This is a genomic window from Caballeronia grimmiae, from assembly GCF_000698555.1.
GTDB classification, from domain to species: Bacteria; Pseudomonadota; Gammaproteobacteria; order Burkholderiales; family Burkholderiaceae; genus Caballeronia; species Caballeronia grimmiae.
In genome coordinates this window covers 1-748 of sequence record NZ_JFHE01000132.1, presented here as the reverse complement: position 1 = coordinate 748, position 748 = coordinate 1, and the positions used below count along the sequence as shown (strand labels likewise).

Annotated in this window: 1 protein-coding gene; it reads right to left on the bottom strand. The window is 64.2% G+C overall.

Translation table 11 applies throughout. The features are described from left to right. Positions 1-110 precede the first annotated feature (110 nt). The coding region (locus BG57_RS30950) for a type 1 glutamine amidotransferase domain-containing protein (protein WP_035971154.1) at positions 111-748 on the bottom strand (638 nt) is incomplete at its 5' end.

Genomic DNA, 748 nt, shown 5'->3' with positions numbered 1-748 from the left:
CACACCGCCTGAGCGTTGGTGAACTCGCGCACACCGAAGTGCGAGAGTTCGCGGCCTGAGTTGTCGCGCGCTCACCCGAAGGCAACGCGAGTCAGCGCATACGCTGCCCCTTATTGCGCGGCGAGCGCTGGGTGCTTCATCAAGGTCGCGGCAGCGGAAGACGACGAAGCCGGGTTTTGTCCAGTGATCAGCAGCCCGTCCGTAACTACGTACGGCGCCCAGTCGTCGCCCTTCGAGTAGATGCCGCCCTTCGCCTTCAGTTCGTCTTCCACCAGGAACGGCACGACGTCCGTCAGGCCGACCGCTGCCTCTTCGGAATTCGCGAAGCCAGTGACTTTCTTGCCGTCGACGAGCGGCTTGCCGTTCGGCGCGGTCACGTGCCGCAGCACGCCCGGCGCATGACATACCAGCGCCACAGGCTTGCCGGCAGCAACGAACGACTCGATCAGCGCGATCGAGTTTGCGTCCTCGGCAAGATCCCACAGCGGGCCATGACCACCGGGATAGAACACCGTGTCGAAGTCCGCCTGCGAGATGCTGTCAAGGCGCACCGTCGCTGCGAGTTGCGCCTTGGCCGCTGCGTCTCGTTCAAAGCGCCTGGTCATGTCCGTCTGATTCGACGGCTCGTTGCTTTTCGGGTCGAGCGGCGGCTGACCGCCTCGCGGCGAAGCCAGCACGATCTCAGCGCCTGCATCCTTGAACGTGTAGTAAGGCGCGGCGAGTTCTTCCAGCCAGAAGCCGGTCTTGC